Source organism: Caballeronia sp. GAWG1-1, assembly GCF_023631465.1.
In the GTDB taxonomy this organism is placed as follows: domain Bacteria; phylum Pseudomonadota; class Gammaproteobacteria; order Burkholderiales; family Burkholderiaceae; genus Caballeronia.
On sequence record NZ_JALQDB010000002.1, the window covers coordinates 172502 to 194581 of the forward strand.

The window sequence follows — 22080 nt, forward strand, 5'->3', positions numbered from 1 at the left end:
GGTGCGTCAAAAGGGCGCAGAAGCTTGTGGCGCTTGGGTTTCAGACGTTACGACCCTTGCTTGTGGATACTACCCGACGCGCCTATAATGCGTCAGTTTGTCGCCCGGGCTGTGACAAATTTGGGCGAAATCCGAGCAAAAGTATGTGATTGCATGCGGATGGGAAGGAGGCGGCGATGCAAGCAAGCCACGCGCTGACAGACGACGAGCCAGTCATCAAAGACTGGCTGATGAAACGGAACTGCTCCGCTTCGCCGCGTCAGTTCGTGGTCTTTTATCTGTCGCTGGCGCTGTTTTCCTTTCTCATCGCAACGCTCTTGTTTCTGAACGGCGCCTGGCTGGTGCTGCCGTTCACCGGGATCGAGCTGACCGTGGTCGGCGTCGCGTTTCTCATCTACGCGCGGCACGCAGTCGACTACGAACGAATCCGGTTGTTTGAAAACCGCTTGTTGATCGAGCAGATGAACGCCGAGGAACTGACGCAGTTTGAATTCAATCCGCGCTGGGTGCGGGTCGAAACGGGTGCGATGCCGAGAGAGCCGCTCACGATCGTGTCGCGCGGTCAATCGGTGAAAATCGGACAACACCTTGCACAGCATCGTCGCAAACAATTTGCTGCCGAGCTGCGAGCGTCGCTGAGACGCTCTGCTTAAGAGGCATGATGTGGCCTGACGGCTCGGCGCGATGCCCACGGGGGTCGAGGGTTTGAATGGAAATTTTGGGTAAGGATGCTATGAAAACAATCAAGCGAGCCCTCTCGGGCGTGCTGGCGGCAGGCGCACTGCTGAACGCCGGCGTAGCCCTGGCGGTCAACGACAGTCCTGGCGGCCCAGCTGTAAACGAGCTGAACTTTCAGCCGCCAGTGACGAAGATCGCCGAGGAGCTCTACGGCCTCCATACGTTCATGCTCATCATCTGTCTCGTCATTTTTCTTGGCGTGTTCGGGGTGATGTTCTATTCGCTCATTGCGCACCGCAAGTCCAAAGGCCACAAGCCCGCTAATTTCCACGAAAGCACCACGGTCGAAATCATCTGGACGATCGTGCCGTTCGTCATCGTCGTGTTGATGGCGCTGCCGGCCACCAAGGCCGTCGTCGCAATGAAGGACACCAGCAACGCCGACCTCACCGTCAAAGTCACCGGCTACCAATGGAAATGGGGCTACGACTACGTGAAGGGTCCGGGCGAGGGCATCAGCTTCCTCTCCACGCTCACCACGCCGCGAAGCGAAGTGAACGGCCAGAAGCCGATCTCCGAGTTGTACCTGCAGGAAGTGGACAATCCGCTCGTCGTGCCGGTCGACAAGAAAATTCGCATCATCACCACAGCGAACGACGTCGTTCACTCGTGGTACGTGCCGGCCTTCGGCGTGAAGCAGGACGCCATTCCCGGCTTCGTGCGCGACACCTGGTTCAAGGCCGAGAAAATCGGCACTTTCCGTGGCTTCTGTACCGAACTCTGCGGCAAGGAACACGCGTACATGCCGGTGGTCGTCGAAGTGCTTTCCGCCGACGACTACGCGAAGTGGGTCGACACGCAAAAGAAGAAACTGGCCGCATCCGCCGACGATCCCAACAAGACCTACACGATGGACGAGCTGAAGACGCGCGGCGCGGCAGTCTACGCGTCGAACTGCGCGGTTTGCCACCAGCCGACCGGCAAGGGCGGCGGTCCGTTCCCGGCGCTCGACGGCAGCAAGGTTGCCAACGGCCCGATCGCGGACCACGTGAGCATCGTGCTGCACGGCAAGGGCGCCATGCCGCCGTGGCAGAGTACGCTCAACGATGTCGAGATCGCATCGGTCATCACTTACGAGCGCAATACCTGGGGCAACCATACGGGCGACATTCTGCAGCCGAAGCAAGTTGCCGACGCGCGCAATGGCAAGATGCCCGAAGGCGGCGGTCAGAAGACAGCGGCTGCGGCAACGCCCGAAGCCGCAAGCGCGGCGCCGGCTGCGGCGGCGTCCGGTGCCGAGGCAACGGCGAGCGCCAATCTGCCCGCGAGCATCTATTTCGAAACGGGCAAGAGCACGCTGCCCGCGGAAGCCAACGACGCGGTTCAGGCCGCAGCGGCCTATGCCAAGGCGCATCCCGAAGCGAAGCTCGCTATTTCCGGCTTCACGGATGCCTCCGGAGGCGCCGACCTGAACGCGGAACTCGCCAAGCAACGCGCGCAAACCGTGCGCGACGCGTTGAAGGCAGCAGGTGTATCGGAAGATCGTATCGTGTTGAAAAAGCCCGAGTCCGTCACGGGCGGCACGGATGCGAAGGAAGCCCGTCGCGTAGAAATCAGTCCGGCTGCTTGACCTGACGAGCGCACCTTTCCCTCATCGCAACACTGCGAGCCACGGAAAGGTCCGCTTCATAGCCAAGTGCCCCGAGTATTTGCTTTAGGAGATGATTGTCATGTCTAGCATCGGACACGATGTAGCCGCGGGTCACGACCACGCGCACGACGACCATGCGCACGAGTTGCCGCATGGCTGGCGCCGGTGGCTTTTCGCCACCAACCACAAGGACATCGGGACGCTGTACCTGTTGTTCTCCTTCATCATGTTCCTCTCCGGAGGCGTGATGGCGCTTGGCATTCGTGCCGAGCTGTTCGAGCCGGGACTGCAGATCATGCGTCCCGAGTTCTTCAACCAGTTGACCACCATGCACGGCCTCATCATGGTGTTCGGCGCGATCATGCCGGCGTTCGTCGGCTTCGCGAACTGGATGGTGCCGCTGCAGATCGGCGCGTCGGACATGGCGTTCGCGCGCATGAACAACTTCAGCTTCTGGCTCCTGCCGGTCGCCGCGGTTCTGCTGGTCGGCTCGTTCTTCGTGCCGGGCGGCGCGACCGCAGCGGGCTGGACGCTTTACGCGCCGCTTTCCACGCAGATGGGCCCGGGCATGGACTTCGCCATCTTCGCGGTCCACATCATGGGTGCGTCGTCGATCATGGGCGGCATCAACATCGTCGTGACGATCCTGAACATGCGCGCGCCCGGCATGACGCTCATGAAGATGCCGATGTTCGCATGGACGTGGCTCATCACCGCGTACCTCCTGATCGCCGTGATGCCGGTTCTGGCAGGCGCCATCACCATGGTGCTGTTCGACCGTCACTTCGGCACGTCGTTCTTCAATGCGGCGGGCGGCGGCGATCCGGTCATGTACCAGCATATCTTCTGGTTCTTCGGACACCCCGAGGTCTACATCATGATCTTGCCGGCGTTCGGGATCGTCTCGCAGGTGATTCCGGCGTTCTCGCGCAAGCCGCTTTTCGGCTATAGCTCGATGGTGTACGCCACGTCGTCGATCGCGATTCTCTCGTTCATGGTCTGGGCGCACCACATGTTCGCCACGGGCATGCCGGTGACGGGCCAGCTGTTCTTCATGTACGCGACCATGCTGATCGCCGTTCCGACAGGCGTGAAGGTGTTCAACTGGGTCGCGACGATGTGGCGCGGCGCGCTGACCTTCGAGACGCCGATGCTATTTGCAATCGGCTTCCTGTTCGTGTTCACGATGGGCGGCTTCACGGGCCTGATCCTCTCCATGGCCCCGCTCGACATCCAGATGCACGGCACTTACTACGTGGTGGCGCACTTCCACTACGTGCTGGTGGCGGGTTCGCTTTTCGCGCTGTTCGCGGGCTGGTACTACTGGGCGCCTAAGTGGACGGGCTGGATGTATAACGAGATGCGCGGGAAGATCCATTTCTGGGCGTCGCTGATCTTCTTCAACATCACCTTCTTCCCGATGCACTTCCTGGGTCTCGCCGGCATGCCGCGTCGCTATGCGGATTACCCGGCGCAGTTCACGGACTTCAACCAGGTTGCGACCATCGGTGCGTTCGGATTCGGTCTCGCGCAGGTGTACTTTCTGTTCGCGGTCGCGCTGCCGACGTATCGCGGCGGTGGTGAGCTGGAAAAGGCAGGCGACAAGCCGTGGGATGGCGCGGAAGGACTGGAATGGACCGTGCCGAGCCCGGCGCCGTTCCATACCTTCGAGCAACCGCCAACGGTCGAATAATAGTCTGGTTTCGAAGGCTGCAAGGCTTCGCTCCGAAGCCTTGCAGTCACAAAGATCAAAGGAAGCATGGCCCCGAATCCACAAAAAAGACGTTCGCCCGAAGAAATCCGCGCGGGCAACAAGCGGCTCGGTTTGATCATGATGTTGATTGCCGCCGTCTTCTTTCTGGGTATCGTCGTCAGGCAATACCTGTTGTCGCGAGGGTAGGAAAGCCAAGTGTCCACTCAGGATGATTCTCAAGTCGACCGGTCGTTCAATCGGTCGATGCTGGTGAAGCTCTTCGTCGTGGCCGCGATGATGTTCGGCTTCGGCTTCGCCCTGGTGCCGATGTACAAGGCAATTTGCCAGATCACCGGCATCAACAATCTCGTGCAGCGCGATGCGAGCGCGCGCGAGGCGAAGAACACGCAGGTCGACGCGAGCCGCACGATTTCCATCGAGTTCGATGCGAACGCGCGCGGTCCGCTGCAGTTCAAGCCGGAGCAGAACAGTCTCGACATCCACCCCGGCGAAGTGATGACGGTGATGTACCAGGTGACCAACGAGCAAGGCCGCACGGTGAAGGCGCAGGCCATTCCGAGCTATGCGCCGAAGCAGGCCACCGAGTACTTCAAGAAGATCGAATGCTTCTGCTTCACGCAGCAGACGCTCGGGCCCAACGAGACGAAGCGCATGCCGGTGGTGTTCGTCGTGGACCCGAAGCTGCCGAAGGACGTCAAGACGATCACGCTGTCGTACACGTTCTTCGAACTCGACACACCGAAACCCGCGGCCAAGGGAACGTGATGATCATGAACCCAGAAGCACGAAATGGACGCAATGGACGTGACGGACGCAATGGCGGCGGTTTCCTGAAGCTCGTGAAGGCGGTGTTCTGGTCGTTCTTCGGCGTGCGCCGCCGGGCGGATCTGGAAAACGACGCCGCGCAGTTGAAGCCGCTGCATTTGATCGCGGCGGGGGTGATCGGCGCGGTGGTGTTCATCGTCGTATTGCTGCTGGTGGTGCGCGCGGTAGTCGGATAGAAGAAACGTCGGGCGAGCGGTCGAACGCGCGGCGATACAAGAAAACTCAAGCAACTGGATCGAAGTGGAGAATCAAATGAGCGGTCAAAACGAGAGCCCGTACTATTTCGTGCCGCATCCGTCACGCCATCCGATCATGGCTGCGTGCGGTTTGCTGGTGATGCTGTCCTCGTTGGCGGCGTGGGTGAACGGTCATTCGTGGGCGCCTGCCACCACGTTCGTCGGCCTGCTGTTTCTGCTGTTCGTGCTGTGGCATTGGTTCGGCGACGCCATCTCCGAATCCGAAGGCGGCATGTACGGCAAGAACGTCGACGTGTCGTATCGCTGGAGCATGAGCTGGTTCATCTTCTCCGAAGTCATGTTCTTCGCGGCGTTTTTCGGCGCGCTGTTTTATGCGCGCGCCATTGCCATGCACGAACTCGGCAGCCTTGATTACAAGCTGATCTGGCCGGACTTCACCGCCGTGTGGCCGAACAACGGCCCCGCCGCGCTGGTGCCGCATTTCCGCTCGATGGTGCCGTGGCCGCTGCCGACCATCAACACGGCGCTCTTGCTTTCCTCGGGCGCGACGCTCACGGTGGCTCACCATGCGCTGCGTGAAGATCATCGCCGAAAGGCCATCATCTGGCTGGCCGCGACAGTCGCGCTGGGCGTGATCTTCCTGTTTTGCCAGGGCTACGAATACTTCCACGCCTACAACGAACTGAACCTGACGCTTTCGTCGGGTGTGTACGGCTCGACGTTTTTCCTGCTCACCGGCTTCCACGGTTTTCACGTGTTCCTTGGCGGCACCATGCTCGCGGTCGTTTGCGTGCGCCTGATTCGCGGCCACTTCACGGCGGAACATCATTTCGCCTTCGAGGGCGCCGCGTGGTACTGGCACTTCGTCGACGTCGTGTGGCTCGGGCTGTACGTCGTCGTCTACTGGCTGTAAGCGTTTGCTTCGAGCGAGGACGCGCCAATTCGGCGCGCACGCTGTCACGCAAGACATGCCACGCCGCCCTCGACCTTCGCGGGCGGCGTTTTGTTTTGGGACGTGAGTGAATGCGCGCGATTGTGTCGCGCCGCGACAATCGGTCCCGCGTGGGAAACCTTCGAGACGCGTTATCGTCCGAGCGGAATGCCGGTCGATTGAATCCAGCCCATCCAGTGCGCAAACAGGATGAACAGGAAGAGCGAAATGGACAGCCCGACGCGCGTGGCGAGCGACCACACCATGCGCTTCGTCTGACCTTTATCGGTCATCATGAAGTACAGGGCCGAGCCCAGGCTGCCAATGATGAGGATGAATGCAATAGCAACGATGATGTGCATGAAACCAGCCTGCGATAGTTGCATCGACCGCTCGCGAAACGCCGTGAGCAATATGAAAACGAGTCGTCTCATTATCGCACTCGATGAATCGGTGCGTGCGGCGTCGGTTCCGGAGCGTGCGGCATGAAAATCCGCCTCTGGCCCACGGTGCTGATCCTGATCGTCGTCGCAATCACTCTGCGGCTCGGCTTCTGGCAGCGCGACCGCGCGCATCAGAAGGAAGCGCTGAACGCGCAGATCGTCGCGTTCGAGAATGCGCCCGCACGACGCGTGAGTGTCGATCCGTTGCCGCTCAAGTCGATCGAATTCCATCGCGTCGAGGCGCGCGGCGAGTTCATGCCGGAGCGCGTCGTCTATTTGGACAATCGTCCGTATAACGACCAGCCGGGCTTTTATGTCGTGATGCCGCTTAAACTCGAGGGCGGCGGCTACGTGCTCGTGAATCGCGGATGGCTGCCGCGCAACATGGCGGACCGTACGGGCATCGAGCCCTATGAGACGCCGAAAGGCATCGTGGACGTGAAGGGCATCGCGCGCTCGAATGCATCGGAGGCGTTCGAGCTCGGCAGCGGCGGCTCCGCTGCGCGTCAGCAGATCCGGCAAAACCTGAACGTCGCCTCGTATGCGGCGGAAACCGGGCTCGCGTTTCAGCCGTTCGTGATTCAACAGACGAGCGCCACCGCCGACAAGCTCGTGCGCGACTGGCCGGCGGCCACGCTTGGCGTCGATCGCAACTACGGCTACATGTTCCAGTGGTGGGGCATGGCGGCAGCGGCCATCGCCTTCGGCTTGTATGCCGCACGGCGCGCCGCGAGGAAAGACAGCGACCCGGCCGCCGCCGCCGAAGCCGCCGACGACGAGGCCGCGAAAGAAGCATGAACCCATGATGCCGCGTCCAATGGAAGTGACATCGACCGAACAGAGAATCCATGCAAGCTCAACGCACCACTACAACCCGACCGCCCGCGAAAAAAGGCTCCTGGATCAGCGGCCGGTGGATGCTGGTACTGCTCGCGCTGGTCTGCGCGGCGCCGGTGATCGCCTCGTATCTGATGTACTACGTCGTCAAGCCCGCGGGCGGCACGACGAGCTACGGTACGTTGATCGAACCGCAACGGCCGATTCCGGAACAGATCGTTGTCGCCGATGAAAAAGGTCAGCCGGTGCCACTCAAGTCGCTCGAAGGCAAGTGGCTGATGATCACCGTCAACGGCAGCGATTGCGACGAAGTCTGCGTGAAGCGCCTCTATTTCATGCGGCAGGTGCGCGCGCTACAGTCGGGCGAGCGCGAGCGCGTGCTGAACGTCTGGCTGCGCACGGACGACAAGCCCGTCGCGAATGTCATCAAAACCGCGTATCCGCAACCGGACACACGCATGCTCGTGACGAACGAACAAGCCCTCTCGGGATGGCTGCCGGTGGACGCCGGCACGAAGCTTTCGGATCACATTTATCTTGTCGATCCGAACGGCAACCTGATGATGCGCTTCCCGAAGGACCCCGATCCCAAGAAGATCAACACGGACGTGGCGAAGCTATTGAAGTGGTCGCGCATCGGCTGATACGCCGGGACGCCACGACCAAAACGAAGGTGAAAGTATGTTTGTATTAGAACTCGGTCTGATCGGCCTATGCATTGCGCTGCTGCCGCTCTCGTTCGTCTGGGTCAAGGCCGATGACAACAAGTTCAGGAAGCTCGTCTGGCTAACCACTTTTCTGACGCTCGATCTGATCATGTTCGGCGGCTTCACGCGCCTGACCGATTCCGGCCTTGGCTGTCCCGACTGGCCGGGCTGTTATGGCACGGCGTCGCCGTTCATCGCGCACGCGCAGATCGCGGCCGCGCATCAGGCCATGCCCACTGGTCCGGTCAGCCCGATGAAGGCGTGGATCGAGATGCTGCATCGCTACTTTGCGATGGCGATCGGCGTGCTGATCATCGCGCAGGTCGTCATTGCGTGGACCGCGCGCATCAGACGAAAGGCGCTGCATGTTTCGCCGTGGTGGCCGACGGGCATCCTCGCGCTCATTCTGCTGCAAGGCGCTTTTGGCGCGTGGACCGTCACGCTCAAGTTGCAGCCGGTCATCGTCACGACGCATCTCTTGCTCGGGCTTGCGTTGCTGGCCGCGCTCGGCTGGCTCGCCGCGCGGCAAACGCCGATTCCCTCGTTCGACCCGGCCGCCGCGCGATGGATGCCGGCCGCGATCGTCGGCATCGTGTTGCTCGTCGTGCAGATTGCGCTGGGTGGCTGGGTCAGTACGAACTACGCGGTGCTCGCCTGCACGGACTTTCCGCTCTGCAATGGCCAATGGATTCCGCCGATGAACTTCGAACACGGTTTCCACTTATGGCGCGCGCTCGGCATGACCGGCGACGGCGACGTCATCTCGCAGGACGCGTTGGTGGCAATCCATTGGACGCATCGCACGTTTGCGATAGTGGTCGTGCTTTATCTGCTCTGGCTCGCCGCGATGCTGCGCCGTTTCGAGTCCCTACGCACGCCCGCGACGGCCGTGCTCGTCGTTATCCTGATTCAATTTTTTACAGGTTTGTCCAATATCGTGTTGCAGTGGCCGCTGCCTATCGCAGTGGCGCACAATGGCGGGGCTGCCATCCTGTTGCTACTACTCGTTATGCTAAACTTTCGAATCTCTTCCAGCCGTCCCGGCCGCGCCGCGGTTCCCGCGCGCGACATCGTTTCAGCGTGACTCCACATCATGGATAGCACGACACTTCACTCCCCGCTTGGCAGCCGCGTATCGCAATACATTGCGCTGACCAAGCCGCGCGTCACGCAGCTTGCCGTGTTCTGCGCCGTCATCGGCATGTTCCTCGCCACGCCCGGCATGGTGCCGTGGACCGTTTTGATTGGTGGCGCGGTCGGCATCTGGCTGCTGGCGGGCGCTGCATTCGCCATCAACTGCCTCGTCGAACAGAAGATCGATGCCAAGATGCGTCGCACCGCGTGGCGTCCTTCGGCGCGCGGGCAAATCACGAGCGCGCAGATTCTCACGTTCTCGGCGGTGCTCGGCGGTATCGGCATGTGGACGCTCTATACGTTCACCAATCCGCTCACGATGTGGCTGACGGTTGCCACGTTCGTGGGATACGCCGTCATCTATACGTTGCTGCTCAAGCCTTACACGCCGCAGAACATCGTCATTGGTGGCGCTTCGGGTGCCATGCCGCCGGCGCTCGGTTGGGCGGCCGTTACGGGTGCGGTTCCCGGCGACGCGTGGATTCTCGTGCTCATCATCTTCGTCTGGACGCCGCCGCATTTCTGGGCGCTCGCGCTGTATCGCAAGAAGGATTACGAAAACGCCGGTCTGCCCATGCTGCCTATCACGCATGGCGAGCAGTACACGCGTCTGCATATCTTCCTGTACACGGTCATCCTGTTCGCGGTCACGCTGATGCCGTTCATCTCGGGCATGAGCGGCGTGATCTATCTGGCGAGCGCGGTTGCGCTGGGCGCGGTGTTTCTCGGTTACGCGTGGAAGATTTATCGCGATTACTCGGACGCGCTGGCGCGCAAGACCTTCCGTTATTCGATCGTGTATCTGTCGCTCTTGTTCGGCGCGCTTCTGGTCGATCATTACGTTCGCACGGTGATCGGTGCATGAGGGCTTTCTTTCGCAAGATGCTCGCTCCGCTTTTGCTCGCGCTGGCGAGCATGGCGTTGCTCTCTGCATGCGAGAAGGCGCCCGATTTCAAGAACCTCGACATCACGGGCAACAGGCAGTTTGGCAGCGACTTCTCGTTGCCCGACACCAGCGGCAAGACGCGCACGCTCGGTGACTTCAAAGGCAAGGCCGTGGTTCTGTTTTTCGGCTATACGCATTGCCCGGATGTCTGCCCGACCACGCTCGCCGAACTCTCGCAAGCATTGCAGCAACTCGGCGGTAAAGCGAAGGACGTGCAGGTGCTCATGGTCACGGTCGATCCCGCGCGCGACACGCCCGATCTTCTCGGGCAATACGTGACGGCGTTCAACCCGACGTATGTCGGCTTGCGGCCGGCAAACGACGCCGAGCTTGCCAAAATCGCGAAGGATTTCCGCGTGTACTACGCGAAGTCCAACGGCAAGACGGCGGACGACTACACGATGGATCACACCGCCGCGAGCTATGTGTTCGACAAGGACGGCAAACTGCGTCTTTTCGCGCGCGACGGTCAGGGCGTCGAGGCGTGGGTGCATGACTTGAAGCTGCTGATCGACTGAGATCGGCGCATCGTTGGTTTGGAGAAAGCGGCCTGCGGGCCGCTTTCTTCATTCCGCGGCAGGCTCCGGCAACTTCAGTCCGGGCGCAAGACGTGTCGCCTTGAACTCGGTGACATCGTAGTGAGCCAAGTTCTGCTGCGCGAACGGATCTTCCGCGATGATCGCGTCGAGCCGCTCACGCTCGATAGCCGACGCCAGAATGATGCCGCCTTCGCGCGGCACTTTCGGGCCCGCGATCACGAAGACACCAGCGGCGAAGTAGCGCTGCAGATACTCGCGATGGGCTTCGAGCGCATCGTCGATTTCCGCAAGAGCGCCGGTATAACGCAGATTGATCACGTACATGATGGTGTCTCAGAAATCGGTCTGTAGCGATTCTAGACGTCAAAGCGCGAGCCGGATATCGACATGAACATTCTGTCTTTTCCGTCGCACCAAAGCCGTGCGAACATTCGTTTCCCGGTTGGCATCGACCGAGGGCGATGAATCCATCGCGGGCACTCAAGCGGCAACTTTGCAGCAACCTCGTATTGAAACAGGAACACCATGCAGCGCAGAAATTTGCTTAAAGCTCTTACCGTCGTCGCGGCGTCTGCCGCTTATCTCATTAGCGTCACCGCGCATGCCGATGACAAGGTCATCAAGGTCGGCACCATCAGCGGACCCGACGCGCAAATCTGGCAAGTCGTGCAGAAGGTCGCGAAGCGCGAAGGCCTGAACGTCAAGGTGATCGAGTTCAACGATTACGTGCAGCCGAACGCCGCACTCGATGCTGGCGACCTCGACGCCAACAGCTTCCAGCATCAGCCGTATCTCGACAGTCAGGTGAAGCAGCGCGGCTACAAGATCGTGAATGCGGGACTGACCTATATCTCGCCGCTTGGCGTGTATTCGAAGAAGCTGAAGTCGCTGAAGGATCTGCCGCAAGGCGCGAAGGTCGCGGTGCCGAACGATCCGTCGAACGAAAACCGAGCGCTTCTTTTGCTGCAAGCGCAGGGCGTGATCAAGCTCAAGGCCGGCGCTGGCATGAACGGAAACAGCGCGACGCCGCTGGATGTCGCCGAGAACCCGAAGAAGCTCAAGCTACTCGAACTCGACGCCGCGCAACTGCCACGCACGCTCGCAGACGTCGATGCCGCCGCCATCAATACGAACTTCGCGCTGGCGGCGGGCTTGCAGCCGACCAAGGACGCTATCGCGCTAGAGGACGTGCACAGCCCTTACGCGAACTTGATCGCCGTGCGCGCCAAGGACAAAGACCAGCCGTGGGTGAAGAAGCTGGTCGCAGCGTATCAGTCCGAAGACGTGCGCCAGTTCATGAAGAGCGAGTTCAAAGGCTCGGTTGTACCTTCGTTCTGATCGAGAACGCACGGTTTGCCAACGGCGTCCCTTGGGACGCCGTTTTGCTGTCCGACGCCTTTGGGACCGAGGGCTATGTCAGCACTCGGTCCACGCAAACATCTCGAAGCATTACCACGCCGATAACGTGCGTATCGCCTTCTTTCACATGGCGCGACGTGACTAAAATGCTCGCTGCCGTCTCTCTTCATCTGAAGCGACACGACGAGCGAGCGAAATCAGCCCTCAGTCCGCATAAACACGCCGAAGCTCGCGATGCCAGATCACACCCGAATCGCCATCCTGCTTCGCCGTGAAGCCAGTGCGTTTGAATAGCGCGCACAGGTCCTCATGCACCATTGGCATCCGGCAGATCACGTTATCGTAGCCCGCGCCATGCGCGAAGTTCGTACAGGCAGATACGAGCTGCACGCCCAAGCCCCGCCGACGCGCGCCCGGTTCGACGAACAACAACTCGATGCGCGCCTCTTTCTCCGACTGCGCGCTTAAGAGCGCCGCGCCGACGCGCGCGGCGCCTTCACGTTCCGCCACCCAGCAAGCGATGCGTGGCGTTCCACTCTGCACGGCGCCGAGAAAACGCGCGACGACTTTCGCCGAATAGGCTTCGTTGGAATGGGCCGCACGGTCGGATGATTCCAGATGCGCGTGACGCTCGACGATCCAGCCGAAGTCGCCACGGCGAGGGCTGCGCAAACGCGTGTTGTGGCCTTCGCCATGATGAGGACTGAGCAGCCGCTCGATGTCGATCATTGCATTGGATAACTGCTCGATCTCGCCGGCTGTGAGCCGACTGAGCAGAGTGGCCGCTTCGGCCGAGACATGCAGGTCGATCTCGTCGACCTTGGCTCGCGCGTCCGCTGTAATGGTGAGCAAATGCGCGCGGCCGTCGGATTCGTTCCTGCCGCGCACAATAAGCCCGAGCTTCTGGAAGTTGGTGAGCAGCCTGCTCAGGTAGCCTGTGTCCAGGCCCAGATTGCGCGATAAGTCGGCTGCGGTGCGTGCGCGATCGTGCGCAAGTTCGTGGAGGATGCGCACCTCCGTTAGGGAAAAGTGGCTTTTGTGAAGCCGCTCGTGCAAGGCGCCCGCATGGCGAGCGAAGAAGCGATTAAAGCGTCTGACGACGTCTACCGCTCGACTCGGATCTGAAGAGCCCATCGACTTTTATCTCTCTCAATAATCAGTTTTATTATTTAATTAGTTGCGATTCCGAACCAATTGCACCATTGTGCCAAAGAAAGAACGATCGTGCTATTGCCAATTGGCCTGATTTTAAGCGCCCGTCGATATGTAGACCATTTTGTAGTTTTGGGCTTGACATGAGGGTAAATCCCGATGGCTGTCGTCTCCAAGTTGTTGATGTTATTGTTGTTATAAACCATTGATTTTGCGATGTTATTGCCTGTTGGCATCAAGTGACGCAGAAGGTTTGACTGGTATTATGTTGGTTATATAATGGGCTCCAATTCGAGGCCTGCAGGAAACTTCATGAATGGACGCTTACGGGAATTGACGCCCGACGCGTCGAGTCCCACACCGCTGTATCTGCAGGTCGCCACGCGTCTTGCTGCAGCTATTCAGCGCGGCGCCTGGAATGCAGGTGAGGCGTTGCCAGCGGAGCGCACGTTGTCGGAAGCGATCGGGGTTTCGCGTATCACCGCGCGCAAGGCGTTGTCTTTGCTCGTCGAGCGCGGGCTCATTCGGCGAGTACGCGGCGCAGGCAGTTTCATCACGCCGCGCACGCAAGATCCACTGTCGGTGCTGACGGGCTTCACGAAGAAGATGGAACAGCGCGGTTTCGCACCTGACTCGGTGTGGCTCCGGCGTGACTTGCGCATAGCGAGTCTCGATGAAACCGTCCGTCTCGGGCTCGCGCCGGGCGCATCGGTCGCGAGTCTCGGCAGACTTCGCCGCGCGAACGGCATCGTCATGGCGGTCGAACATTCGGCGTTACCGGTGACCGTCGTTCCGGAGCCGTTCGAGATCGGCGCGTCGCTGTATTGCTATCTCGAAGCGCGCGGGCAGTCGGTGGTGCGCGCGTTGCAGCACTTTCGCGCGGTCAACGCCGGAGCCGAGATTGCGCGGCTGATGGGCATCGCGCCGCGCGCGGCGCTACTCGTGATCACCCGTATCGGTTACTCGGCGGAGCAGCGCGCCATCGAACTGACGGACACGTATTGCCGCGACGACTACTACGACTTCGTCGCGGAATTGCATCGATAAAAAGCGGGAAAGCAGAAGCAGCAAGATCAGAACGAGAGGACCCGAAAGCCGCCACCGCACGTTCGCCGGTCACACGGGGCCAGCGAACAGGCCTGCTCGCAGCAAGGCGCGGATGGCACTGAACCTCATCATGCATAGCGCACTTCCAGAGAACTTCATGCTGAAAGGAAACATACTCACGACCGATGGCTGGATCAACGGTTCGCTTCGCTTCGAAAACGGTCGGGTGACGGCGCTGGAAGGTCATATCGCCGATCCCTCCACGAACGACGCGCCGTATATCCTGCCCGGCTTCATCGACCTGCACGTGCATGGCGGCGGCGGGCGCGACATCATGGAAGGCGGCGACGCAGCCGATACCGTCGCGCGGCAACACGCTCAACACGGCACCACGGGCCTGCTCGCCACCACGATGACCGCGCCGCGCGACGAACTCCTGCGAGTTCTCGCGGGCTTGGGCGAGCAGGCGAAGCGCCGTGCCGCAAGCGGCGCGCGCGTGCTCGGCGTGCATCTCGAAGGGCCGTATATCAATCCCGGCAAGCTCGGCGCGCAGCCGGACGCCGCGGCCGTCGCGGTGCGCGATGAAGCGCTCGAATATTTGTCGCTCGCGCCCATTCGCGTCGTGACCATCGCGCCGGAAATCTCCGGGCATCTAGAGATCATTTCCGAACTCGCCTCGCGCGGCGTGCGCGTGCAGCTCGGTCATTCGCTCGGCACTTACGATGACGCCGTCAATGCGCTCAAGCACGGCGCGCGCGGTTTCACGCATCTCTTCAACGCGATGTCGCCGCTGCATCATCGCGATCCGGGCATGGTAGGCGCCGCGCTCGCGCACGCCGAGTACGCGGAACTGATCCCGGATTTGCTGCACGTTCATCCGGGCGCGATTCGCGCCGCGATGCGCGCAATTCCGCGCCTTTACGTCGTTACCGACAGCACCTCGGCGGCCGGCATGCCGGACGGCGAATACCGCCTTGGCAGCCAGCACGTCACCAAGTGCATGGGCGGCGTGCGTCTCGCGGACGGCACGCTCGCCGGCAGCACGCTGACCATGGACCAGGCGCTGCGCAATCTCGTCTCGCTGGGCATTCCGCTCGCGGACGTCTCGAACCGTTTGTCACGCTTTCCCGCCGATTACCTCGGACTCGAAGATCGCGGCCGCATCGCGCGTGGCGCATGGGCCGATCTCGTCGTGCTCGACCGGGAACTCGCGCTGAGCGCCACGTATGTCGAAGGAGAATCAATTGTCGAATATGCTTAACGAGGCCCTGGAGTCCGCCGATGTCGTCGCGGCCCAGCTCGCCGATACCTCGCGCATCGAAGCGCTCGCGGTCAAGCTCGCCGAGCAGCCGCGCCATGTCGCGCTCACCGTTGCGCGCGGCAGTTCGGACCACGCCGCCAGTTATTTCGCAAGCCTGACGATGAGCCGCATCGGCGTGCCGGTTGCTTCGCTGCCCATGTCCGTGGCGACGCTTCAACAAGCACCGCTGCGCGTGTCGGGCCAGCTCGCGGTCGCGTTCTCGCAGTCGGGCAAGAGCCCCGATCTCGTCGGCACGATGCAGGCGTTGCGCGATGCGGGCGCGTTCACCGTTGCTGCCGTCAATGTCGCGAACTCCCCGCTGGAAAAGGCGTGCGAGTGGTATCTGCCGCTTTTCGCCGGGCCGGAATTGTCGGTGGCGGCGACCAAGAGCTATATCGCCATGCTGTCGCTCTCGGCCATCGTCGTCGCGCATGTTCAACGCGATACCGAACTGCTCGACGCGCTGGAGTCGTTGCCGGACGCCTTGCGCGCGGCGGGCAAGCTCGACTGGACGCGTGCCGTGAACGAACTCACGAACGTCGATCGCATGATCGTGATCGGCCGTGGTCTCGGTCTCGCTATCGCGCAGGAAGCGGCGCTCAAGCTCAAGGAAACCTCCGGCATTCAGGCGGAAGCGTTCTCCAGCGCCGAAGTGCGTCATGGTCCGATGGAGATCATCGACAAGGACTATCCGCTGCTCGTGTTCGCCCCGCGCGGGCCGGAGCAGGCAGGCTTGATTCAACTGGCGGCCGACATGCGCGCACGCGGCGCACGCGTGCTGCTCGCAGCGCCTGCCGACGTGCCCGGCGCGGAATTGCCGCTCGTCGCCACTAATCACCCGGCGCTCGATCCGATCGCCGCAATCCTTTCGTTCTATGTGATGGCCGCGGGTCTGGCCGCCGCGCGCGGGCGCAATCCCGACGCGCCGCGCCACCTGAACAAGGTCACCGAAACCCACTAAGCGAGTAAGCCGATGCGTCGCGCCGAGGAGTCACTGTTGAATCATCCCATCGATAACCCGAACGACGTCGTGTTGCTCGCGCCGTTCACCGGCCCCGTCGTCCCGCTCGCCGACGTGCCGGACCCTGTGTTCGCGGAAGGCATGTTCGGCGACGGCATCGGCATCGATCCGCTCGATGGCGTGCTCGTCGCGCCTTGCGACGGGACGGTGACGCATCTGGCGCGCACGCATCACGCGGTCACGTTGCGCACGCCGCACGGGGCGGAAATTCTCGTGCATATCGGCATCGATACGGTCGAATTGGGCGGCCAGGGCTTCGCGCCGATGATCGAGCAGGGCGCAACCGTGCGCGCGGGTCAGCCGCTCATCGAGTTCAATGCGGATTTCGTCGCGCAGCACGCGCCGAGTCTCGTCTCCGTTATTGCCGTCGCCAATGGCGATGCCTTCGATGTCATCGAGCGTGCCGGTCGCGGCATGTTGAAGGCTGGCGCACGCATGCTCGTGCTGCGCGCGAAAGACGGCGCCAGGGCCGAAAGCGCGCGTTCGAGCGCGAACGTGACGGAAGAAGCGCGCCGCACGTTGACGCTCGGTCACGCGGGCGGTTTGCATGCGCGTCCGGCGGCGCGCGCGCGCGAAGCCGCACGCGGTTTCGATGCAAAGGTCGAGATCCGTTATCAAGGCCGCAAGGCGCCGGTGGAAAGCGTCGTCGGGTTGCTGGGTCTCGGCGCGGGCGAAGGCGCGACCGTCGAGCTGCTGGGTATCGGCGCGCAGGCGAAGGAAGCCGTCGAAGCCGTCGCGGCGGAGTTGCTGCGCGCGGGTCAGGGCGAAGTCGAAGAGTCACCGGCACGCGCGAAATCGCCCGCGCCGGTTGTTGCTGCGAGCGCGGTCGCGCAACCGCTCGCGCCGAACACGCTTGCGGGCGTGTGCGCGGCGCCGGGCATCGCGGTCGGCAAACTGGTGCGCTGGGACGACAAGGAAATCGTGCCGCCTGAAGCGGCCACGCAATCGTCGGCGGCGGAAAGCCGTGCACTCGACCGCGCCATCTCGCAAGTCGATGCCGAACTCGACGAAACCGTACGCACCGCATCGCAACGCGGCGCGGTCGGCGAGGCGGGAATCTTCGCGGTGCATCGCGTGTTGCTGGAAGACCCGACGCTCGTCGATGCCGCGCGCGATCTCATCAGCCTCGGCAAGAGCGCGGGCTTCGCGTGGCGCGAGGCGATCCGCGCGCAAATCGCGCTCTTGAACAACGTGAAGGACGAACTGCTCGCCGAACGCGCCGCCGATCTGCGCGATATCGAGAAACGCGTGCTGCGCGCGCTCGGCCACACGAACACCGCCGCGCGCGAATTGCCCGCTGAAGCCGTGCTCGCGGCTGTCGAATTCACGCCTTCCGATTTGTCTTCGCTCGACCGCACGCGCGTGACCGCGCTCGTGATGTCGCGCGGCGGCGCCACCTCGCATGCGGCGATCATCGCGCGACAGGTGGGCATTCCGGCGCTCGTCGCCATCGGCGATGCACTGCACGCGATTCCCGAAGGCACGCAAGTGGTCGTGGACGCGTCGGCGGGACGTATCGAACATGCGCCGACCGAACTCGATGTCGAACGCGCGCGCAACGAACGCGATCGTCTTTTGAACGTGCGCGAGGCGAATCGCAAGATGTCGGGACACGCCGCGACGACCCGCGACGGCCACGCCGTCGAAATCGCCGCGAACATCGCCACGCTCGAAGACGCGCAAGCCGCTGTCGAAAATGGCGCGGACGCGGTCGGCCTCCTGCGTACCGAATTGCTGTTCATTCATCGTCAGTCGGCGCCGACGCCCGGCGAACATGCGTCGAGCTATCAGGGATTCGTGGATGCGCTGCAGGGCCGCACCGCGATCATTCGCACGCTGGATGTCGGCGCGGATAAGGAAGTCGATTATCTGACGCTGCCGCCCGAGGAAAATCCGGCGCTCGGTCTGCGCGGCATTCGCCTCGCACAAGTGCGGCCCGATCTGCTCGACGATCAACTGCGTGGTCTGCTCGCCGTGAAGCCGCTCGGCGCGGTGCGCATTCTTCTGCCGATGGTCACCGACTCCGGCGAACTGCAACGCCTGCGGGTACGGATCGACGAACTGGCGCGCGAAGCGGGCCGCACGGAACCGATCGAAGTGGGCGTGATGATCGAAGTGCCGTCAGCGGCGCTGCTTGCCGATCAGCTCGCGAAATACGCGGATTTTCTGTCCATCGGCACCAACGACCTCACGCAGTACACGCTCGCGATGGACCGTTGCCAGCCCGATCTCGCCGCGCAGTCCGACGGCCTGCATCCGGCCGTGCTGCGGCTCATCAAGACGGCCGTGCAAGGCGCGCAAAAGCACGGCAAGTGGGTCGGCGTGTGCGGTGCGCTCGGTGGCGATCCGCTCGCGGTGCCGTTGCTGATCGGCCTCGGCGTGACGGAATTGTCGGTCGATCCGGTGGCGGTGCCGGGCATCAAGGCGCGCGTGCGTAATCTCGATTACCAGCTTTGCCGGCAGCGCGCGGAAGACGTGCTCGCGCTCGAATCCGCGCAGGCAGTAAGAGCGGCCAGCCTTGAAATCTGGCCGCAAGACTGACGAACGCAGTAATCCCCAAGCAGCAAAGACAAGACCTATATCTTTTGGAGAACCCCGATGGACGCTAACCCGTTTGCAAAGATGCAGCGCCTGGGCCGAGCCCTGATGCTGCCGATTGCCGTACTACCGGTAGCCGGCCTGCTATTGCGTCTAGGCCAGCCCGATGTCTTCAACATCAAGATGATCGCCGACGCGGGCGACGCCATCTTCACGAACCTGCCGCTTCTGTTCGCCATCGGTGTGGCGGTCGGTTTCGCGAAGGACAACAACGGCACGGCGGGTCTTGCCGGTGCCATCGGCTATCTCATCGAGATCGCCGTGATGAAGGACATCAACGACAAGCTCAACATGGGCGTGTTGTCGGGGATCGTCGCGGGCGTGGTCGCGGGCTATCTGTACAACCGCTACAAGGACATCAAGCTGCCGGAATATCTGGCGTTCTTCGGCGGCAAGCGTTTCGTGCCTATCGTCACGGGGGTCGCGTGTCTCGCGCTCGGCATCATATTCGGCTACATCTGGCAGCCGGTGCAGGCGGCTATCGACCTGGCCGGAACATGGCTCACCACGGCGGGCGCGCTCGGCACTTTCGTCTTCGGCGTGCTGAACCGCATTCTGCTGGTGACGGGTCTGCATCACATCATCAACTCGCTCGCGTGGTTCGTGTTCGGCTCGTTTACGCCGCCGGATGGTGGCGCGGTCGTTCATGGCGATCTGCACCGCTTCTTTGCCGGCGATAAAACCGCGGGCGGCTTCATGACGGGCTTCTTCCCGATCATGATGTTCGGCCTTCCGGCCGCGTGTCTGGCGATGTTCCACGAAGCGCCGAAAGAGCGCCGCGCGGTCGTCGGCGGCCTGCTGTTCTCGATGGCGCTCACCGCGTTCCTGACGGGCGTGACCGAGCCGATCGAATACAGCTTCATGTTCCTGGCTCCGGTGCTTTACGCGATCCATGCGGTACTTACCGGCGTGTCGCTCGCGATCTGCTCGGCGCTCGGCATTCATCTGGGCTTCACGTTCTCGGCGGGTGCGATCGACTACGTGCTGAACTACGGTCTGTCGCAACGCGGCTGGATGGCGATTCCGCTCGGGCTCGTCTACGGCGTGATCTATTACGGCCTGTTCCGCTTCTTCATCCGCAAGTTCAATATGGCGACGCCGGGCCGCGAGCCGGCCACGACCGATGCCGAAACGTCCGCCACGCCGGTTGCAGGCGGCTACGGCACGCCGCTGCCGGGTGCAGCGAACACGCGCGCCGCGAAGTACATTGCGGCGCTGGGCGGCGCGTCGAACCTGACGCTCGTCGATGCCTGCACGACGCGTCTGCGTTTGTCGGTGGCGGATACGGAGAAGGTGTCGGAAGCGCAGTTGAAGAGCATCGGCGCGCGTGGCGTGCTCAAGCGGGGCGCGACGAACGTGCAGGTGATCATCGGACCGGAGGCGGACATCATCGCCGATGAAATTCGCGGTGAACTCGAACATTCGTCGACGCGCGGAGCGACGCCGGCTTCGTCCGCTCCGGCGGCTGCTTCGGTGGCTTCTGCGAACGTTGGCGCCTTCGATCAGACTGCCGGCCCGCTCGATCCCGATCCGCTGCGCTGGCTGGCGGTGTTCGGCGGCGCGACCAATGTCGTCACGCTCGATGCCGTCGCGCAAACGCGACTGCGCGTGGTCGTGCGCGATCCTTCGGCGGTGGATCGTCAGCGCCTGTCGACGCTAGATGTCGCGTGGGTGTCGGCGGATACGTTCCACATCGTCGTGGGCGCGGCCGCGCAGCGTTACGCGGCACAACTCGCGACGCGCGTGCCGGGAAGTGGCGGCGGGGCATCGCCGTTGCCGGCTTGATGCGAGATTCGGTCTGGTTTTGATGAACGGCGCTTTCGGGCGCCGTTTTTATAGTGGGCGACGTTTAAGTCACTGCTGCCGTTACGGCACACCTCCGCCCAAAAACAAAAACCCGCTGTCCTTTCGGAACAGCGGGCTTCGAACTTACTTCAGCACCGAACTACGGTCATCGAGCTACCGCGATATCACGCGTACTCGGCCAGCGCGGAACGCATCTTCTTCATCGCGCTCGCTTCGATCTGACGGATACGCTCGGCCGATACGCCGAATTCGTCCGCCAGTTCGTGAAGCGTCATGCCGCCCGAGCCGTCGTCCTGCACTTCGAGCCAGCGCGCTTCGACAATACGGCGGCTACGCGCATCCAGCGATTCCAGCGCGGAAGCCAACCCGTCGCTTTGCAACTTGTCGAACTGACGCGCGGCGATGACATTCGTCGGCTCGCTATGCGAGTCAGCCAGATAGGCGATCGGCGCATAGGCTTCCTCGCCATCTTCGACCTGGCCTTCGAGCGCGATATCTCCGCCCGACAGACGCGTTTCCATCTCGGCGACTTCCTCGCGCTTCACGTTCAACTGGCTTGCCAGACCTTCGATTTCCTCCGGTGTGAACGCCGAAGTGCCGGTCTTGTGGCTGCGCAGGTTGAAGAACAGCTTGCGTTGCGCCTTGGTCGTCGCGACCTTCACCATGCGCCAGTTGCGCAGGATGTACTCGTGAATCTCCGCCTTGATCCAGTGCATGGCGTACGACACGAGGCGTACGTTTTGTTCCGGATCGAAGCGCTTGACGGCCTTCATCAGACCGATATTGCCTTCCTGGATCAGATCCGCGTGCGGCAGACCATAACCCAGGTAATTCCGGGCGATGGACACGACGAGGCGCAGGTGCGAAAGCACCAGTTGCCGCGCCGCATTCAAGTTGCCCTGTTCGCGAAACTCGGTGGCGTACTGACGCTCCTCTGCTTGCGAAAGCATTGGAATGCGGTTCACCGCTTGTATGTATGAATCGATGTTGCCGATCTGGCCGGTCAACATGGACGATTGTGCGTACGTCAGCGCGCCTGCCGAAGTTGCCTTGGCAGGTGCCGAGCTAAGAACATTCGGAAGGGTCATCGCATTGGACACGCTCATAAGCTCCTTATCAACAAATGCCTGTTGCCGCAAAGGCGCGGCAAGTCAGACAAGATATTAGCACTCCGCTTCAACGAGTGCTAAGTGTT

General features: G+C 62.0%; 22 protein-coding genes. 18 read left to right on the forward strand and 4 right to left on the reverse strand.

Features of this window, described 5'->3' with window-relative positions; all coding sequences use genetic code 11:
• Positions 1-176: 176 nt before the first annotated feature.
• From NCT03_RS01200 to NCT03_RS01230, 7 genes are all read left to right on the forward strand, one after another.
• Complete coding sequence (locus NCT03_RS01200) at positions 177-653, forward strand: DUF2244 domain-containing protein (protein WP_250491720.1); 477 nt, start codon at positions 177-179, stop codon at positions 651-653.
• 56 nt (positions 654-709) lie between these two features.
• Complete coding sequence (coxB, locus tag NCT03_RS01205; protein ID WP_250491721.1) at positions 710-2308, forward strand: cytochrome c oxidase subunit II; 1599 nt, start codon at positions 710-712, stop codon at positions 2306-2308.
• A gap of 100 nt (positions 2309-2408) precedes the next feature.
• Positions 2409-4022: a cytochrome c oxidase subunit I gene (gene ctaD / locus NCT03_RS01210; protein ID WP_244826878.1), complete on the forward strand. Its 1614-nt coding sequence runs from the start codon at positions 2409-2411 to the stop codon at positions 4020-4022.
• Between the two features lie 66 nt (positions 4023-4088).
• Complete coding sequence (locus NCT03_RS01215) at positions 4089-4229, forward strand: cytochrome oxidase small assembly protein (protein WP_244826879.1); 141 nt, start codon at positions 4089-4091, stop codon at positions 4227-4229.
• Positions 4230-4238: 9 nt separating this feature from the next.
• Positions 4239-4808 (forward strand): cytochrome c oxidase assembly protein, encoded by a 570-nt coding sequence (locus NCT03_RS01220; RefSeq protein WP_244826880.1) that lies wholly within the window; start codon positions 4239-4241, stop codon positions 4806-4808.
• Positions 4809-4813: 5 nt separating this feature from the next.
• A complete protein-coding gene (locus NCT03_RS01225) occupies positions 4814-5044 on the forward strand; it encodes a DUF2970 domain-containing protein (protein ID WP_244826881.1) in 231 nt (76 codons plus the stop codon).
• A 76-nt stretch (positions 5045-5120) separates the two neighbouring features.
• Positions 5121-5978, forward strand: a complete 858-nt coding sequence (locus NCT03_RS01230) for a cytochrome c oxidase subunit 3 (protein ID WP_244826882.1) — start codon at positions 5121-5123, stop codon at positions 5976-5978.
• 170 nt (positions 5979-6148) lie between these two features.
• Here the strand turns inward: NCT03_RS01230 and NCT03_RS01235 are convergent, their stop codons facing one another.
• Positions 6149-6358, reverse strand: a complete 210-nt coding sequence (locus NCT03_RS01235; RefSeq protein ID WP_244826883.1) for a twin transmembrane helix small protein — start codon at positions 6356-6358, stop codon at positions 6149-6151.
• A gap of 123 nt (positions 6359-6481) precedes the next feature.
• On the opposite strand from NCT03_RS01235, the gene NCT03_RS01240 reads away from it, so the two are divergent.
• The 5 genes from NCT03_RS01240 to NCT03_RS01260 are packed head-to-tail and all read left to right on the forward strand — an operon-like array spanning position 6482 to position 10581.
• Positions 6482-7237, forward strand: a complete 756-nt coding sequence (locus NCT03_RS01240) for an SURF1 family protein (RefSeq protein WP_250491722.1) — start codon at positions 6482-6484, stop codon at positions 7235-7237.
• A gap of 50 nt (positions 7238-7287) precedes the next feature.
• Positions 7288-7920, forward strand: coding sequence for an SCO family protein (locus tag NCT03_RS01245; protein WP_250491723.1), 633 nt, complete (start codon positions 7288-7290; stop codon positions 7918-7920).
• Between the two features lie 37 nt (positions 7921-7957).
• Positions 7958-9067 carry a COX15/CtaA family protein gene (locus tag NCT03_RS01250; RefSeq protein WP_250491724.1) on the forward strand — a complete coding sequence of 370 codons (1110 nt, stop codon included), beginning with the start codon at positions 7958-7960 and terminating at the stop codon, positions 9065-9067.
• 9 nt (positions 9068-9076) lie between these two features.
• The gene (gene cyoE, locus NCT03_RS01255; protein WP_244826887.1) at positions 9077-9982 is read left to right on the forward strand and encodes a heme o synthase; all 906 of its coding nucleotides are present in this window, start codon (positions 9077-9079) and stop codon (positions 9980-9982) included.
• Positions 9979-10581, forward strand: a complete 603-nt coding sequence (locus NCT03_RS01260) for an SCO family protein (protein WP_250491725.1) — start codon at positions 9979-9981, stop codon at positions 10579-10581. Before cyoE ends, NCT03_RS01260 begins: the two co-directional genes overlap by 4 nt.
• A 48-nt stretch (positions 10582-10629) precedes the next feature.
• On the opposite strand, the gene NCT03_RS01265 is transcribed toward NCT03_RS01260, so the two are convergent.
• Positions 10630-10926 carry a YciI family protein gene (locus NCT03_RS01265; RefSeq protein ID WP_250491726.1) on the reverse strand — a complete coding sequence of 99 codons (297 nt, stop codon included), beginning with the start codon at positions 10924-10926 and terminating at the stop codon, positions 10630-10632.
• A gap of 201 nt (positions 10927-11127) precedes the next feature.
• Between NCT03_RS01265 and NCT03_RS01270 the strand changes: the two genes are divergently transcribed.
• Entirely contained in the window at positions 11128-11940 is an 813-nt protein-coding gene (locus NCT03_RS01270) for a MetQ/NlpA family ABC transporter substrate-binding protein (protein WP_250491727.1), read from the forward strand.
• Positions 11941-12165: 225 nt separating this feature from the next.
• Here the strand turns inward: NCT03_RS01270 and NCT03_RS01275 are convergent, their stop codons facing one another.
• Positions 12166-13095 carry a bifunctional helix-turn-helix transcriptional regulator/GNAT family N-acetyltransferase gene (locus NCT03_RS01275; RefSeq protein ID WP_284502947.1) on the reverse strand — a complete coding sequence of 310 codons (930 nt, stop codon included), beginning with the start codon at positions 13093-13095 and terminating at the stop codon, positions 12166-12168.
• A gap of 330 nt (positions 13096-13425) precedes the next feature.
• Here NCT03_RS01275 and NCT03_RS01280 point away from each other — a divergent pair, with 330 nt between their 5' ends.
• From NCT03_RS01280 to nagE, 5 genes are all read left to right on the forward strand, one after another.
• Positions 13426-14160 (forward strand): GntR family transcriptional regulator, encoded by a 735-nt coding sequence (locus NCT03_RS01280; protein WP_250491728.1) that lies wholly within the window; start codon positions 13426-13428, stop codon positions 14158-14160.
• 157 nt (positions 14161-14317) lie between these two features.
• Positions 14318-15421, forward strand: a complete 1104-nt coding sequence (gene nagA / locus NCT03_RS01285; RefSeq protein WP_250491729.1) for an N-acetylglucosamine-6-phosphate deacetylase — start codon at positions 14318-14320, stop codon at positions 15419-15421.
• Positions 15414-16421 (forward strand): SIS domain-containing protein, encoded by a 1008-nt coding sequence (locus NCT03_RS01290; protein WP_244827954.1) that lies wholly within the window; start codon positions 15414-15416, stop codon positions 16419-16421. Before nagA ends, NCT03_RS01290 begins: the two co-directional genes overlap by 8 nt.
• Positions 16422-16433: 12 nt before the next feature.
• Positions 16434-19022 (forward strand): phosphoenolpyruvate--protein phosphotransferase, encoded by a 2589-nt coding sequence (gene ptsP / locus NCT03_RS01295; RefSeq protein ID WP_250491730.1) that lies wholly within the window; start codon positions 16434-16436, stop codon positions 19020-19022.
• Positions 19023-19079: 57 nt separating this feature from the next.
• Positions 19080-20864, forward strand: coding sequence for an N-acetylglucosamine-specific PTS transporter subunit IIBC (gene nagE / locus NCT03_RS01300; protein WP_250491731.1), 1785 nt, complete (start codon positions 19080-19082; stop codon positions 20862-20864).
• A 185-nt stretch (positions 20865-21049) separates the two neighbouring features.
• Here nagE and rpoH read toward each other — a convergent pair whose 3' ends face one another.
• On the reverse strand, positions 21050-21985 hold the full coding sequence (rpoH, locus tag NCT03_RS01305; RefSeq protein ID WP_244827955.1) for an RNA polymerase sigma factor RpoH: 936 nt from the start codon (positions 21983-21985) through the stop codon (positions 21050-21052).
• Positions 21986-22080 lie beyond the last annotated feature (95 nt).

Bases quoted from the DNA above. Each gene is read 5' to 3' on its own strand.
- NCT03_RS01200 (WP_250491720.1), top strand. From the start codon at position 177: ATGCAAGCAAGCCACGCGCTGACAGACGACGAGCCAGTCATCAAAGAC.
- nagE (WP_250491731.1), top strand. From the start codon at position 19,080: ATGGACGCTAACCCGTTTGCAAAGATGCAGCGCCTGGGCCGAGCCCTG.
- NCT03_RS01235 (WP_244826883.1), bottom strand. From the start codon at position 6,358: ATGCACATCATCGTTGCTATTGCATTCATCCTCATCATTGGCAGCCTG.
- NCT03_RS01270 (WP_250491727.1), top strand. From the start codon at position 11,128: ATGCAGCGCAGAAATTTGCTTAAAGCTCTTACCGTCGTCGCGGCGTCT.
- NCT03_RS01275 (WP_284502947.1), bottom strand. From the start codon at position 13,095: ATGGGCTCTTCAGATCCGAGTCGAGCGGTAGACGTCGTCAGACGCTTT.
- nagA (WP_250491729.1), top strand. From the start codon at position 14,318: ATGCTGAAAGGAAACATACTCACGACCGATGGCTGGATCAACGGTTCG.
- NCT03_RS01225 (WP_244826881.1), top strand. From the start codon at position 4,814: ATGAACCCAGAAGCACGAAATGGACGCAATGGACGTGACGGACGCAAT.
- NCT03_RS01240 (WP_250491722.1), top strand. From the start codon at position 6,482: ATGAAAATCCGCCTCTGGCCCACGGTGCTGATCCTGATCGTCGTCGCA.
- NCT03_RS01230 (WP_244826882.1), top strand. From the start codon at position 5,121: ATGAGCGGTCAAAACGAGAGCCCGTACTATTTCGTGCCGCATCCGTCA.
- NCT03_RS01245 (WP_250491723.1), top strand. From the start codon at position 7,288: ATGCAAGCTCAACGCACCACTACAACCCGACCGCCCGCGAAAAAAGGC.
- NCT03_RS01280 (WP_250491728.1), top strand. From the start codon at position 13,426: ATGAATGGACGCTTACGGGAATTGACGCCCGACGCGTCGAGTCCCACA.
- NCT03_RS01250 (WP_250491724.1), top strand. From the start codon at position 7,958: ATGTTTGTATTAGAACTCGGTCTGATCGGCCTATGCATTGCGCTGCTG.
- ptsP (WP_250491730.1), top strand. From the start codon at position 16,434: ATGCGTCGCGCCGAGGAGTCACTGTTGAATCATCCCATCGATAACCCG.
- coxB (WP_250491721.1), top strand. From the start codon at position 710: ATGGAAATTTTGGGTAAGGATGCTATGAAAACAATCAAGCGAGCCCTC.
- ctaD (WP_244826878.1), top strand. From the start codon at position 2,409: ATGTCTAGCATCGGACACGATGTAGCCGCGGGTCACGACCACGCGCAC.
- cyoE (WP_244826887.1), top strand. From the start codon at position 9,077: ATGGATAGCACGACACTTCACTCCCCGCTTGGCAGCCGCGTATCGCAA.
- NCT03_RS01215 (WP_244826879.1), top strand. From the start codon at position 4,089: ATGGCCCCGAATCCACAAAAAAGACGTTCGCCCGAAGAAATCCGCGCG.
- NCT03_RS01260 (WP_250491725.1), top strand. From the start codon at position 9,979: ATGAGGGCTTTCTTTCGCAAGATGCTCGCTCCGCTTTTGCTCGCGCTG.
- NCT03_RS01265 (WP_250491726.1), bottom strand. From the start codon at position 10,926: ATGTACGTGATCAATCTGCGTTATACCGGCGCTCTTGCGGAAATCGAC.
- NCT03_RS01290 (WP_244827954.1), top strand. From the start codon at position 15,414: ATGCTTAACGAGGCCCTGGAGTCCGCCGATGTCGTCGCGGCCCAGCTC.